Raw genomic sequence first — 630 nt, forward strand, 5'->3', positions numbered from 1 at the left:
TGAACTTACCCTCTCAAATATAAAAGATAAAGAACAAATTTATTTAAAAGCCCAAAAGGATTATGATGAATTAGTCCAGCATAATTTCACTCAAAGAATTTTAAATGATAAAGATTCTATAGTGGATGGAATTTATAATGAAAGGATTAAAAAGATTCATACTCAAACCATAGACTTAGCTAAAAATGTCAATGTAGGAGGAGAATACTTAACTAATGTAGGCTTATCTAAAGATACCATAGTAGGATTAAGCAATACCTTAAATGTAGGAGTAGATAATAAAGTAAGAGTATCTAAGAATTCTAGCGAATATGTAGGAGAAAACAAAGACATAGAAATAGGTGCTAATCAAAATACTATTATCCATAAAGATGAGACAAGGAATGTGAAAGGAGAAAATAAATTATTAATAGAAAAGTCTTTAACCCAAACAATAGAAAAAGAATTTTTCCTTAATGTTCATCAAAATTTATCCGCCCACATACAAGATAATACATCCTTAAAGTCCAATTCCATGCAGACAAAGGTAGAGGAACAATATTCTTTAGAATCAGATAATTCAACTTTTGACTTTCAAACAGATTGTGAAGTAAAAGCAGGTAATCAAATCCTCCATCAAGTAGGCGATAC

Annotated in this window: 1 protein-coding gene; it reads left to right on the forward strand. The window is 29.4% G+C overall.

Annotation, left to right across the window (positions count from 1 at the left end; all coding sequences use genetic code 11):
• Nucleotides 1–630 (forward strand): bacteriophage T4 gp5 trimerisation domain-containing protein (locus tag AJ888_RS09075; RefSeq protein ID WP_070296226.1); only part of this gene is annotated, 630 nt, incomplete at both ends.

Source organism: Campylobacter sp. BCW_6467, assembly GCF_001762855.1.
Lineage (GTDB): Bacteria > Campylobacterota > Campylobacteria > Campylobacterales > Campylobacteraceae > Campylobacter_D > Campylobacter_D jejuni.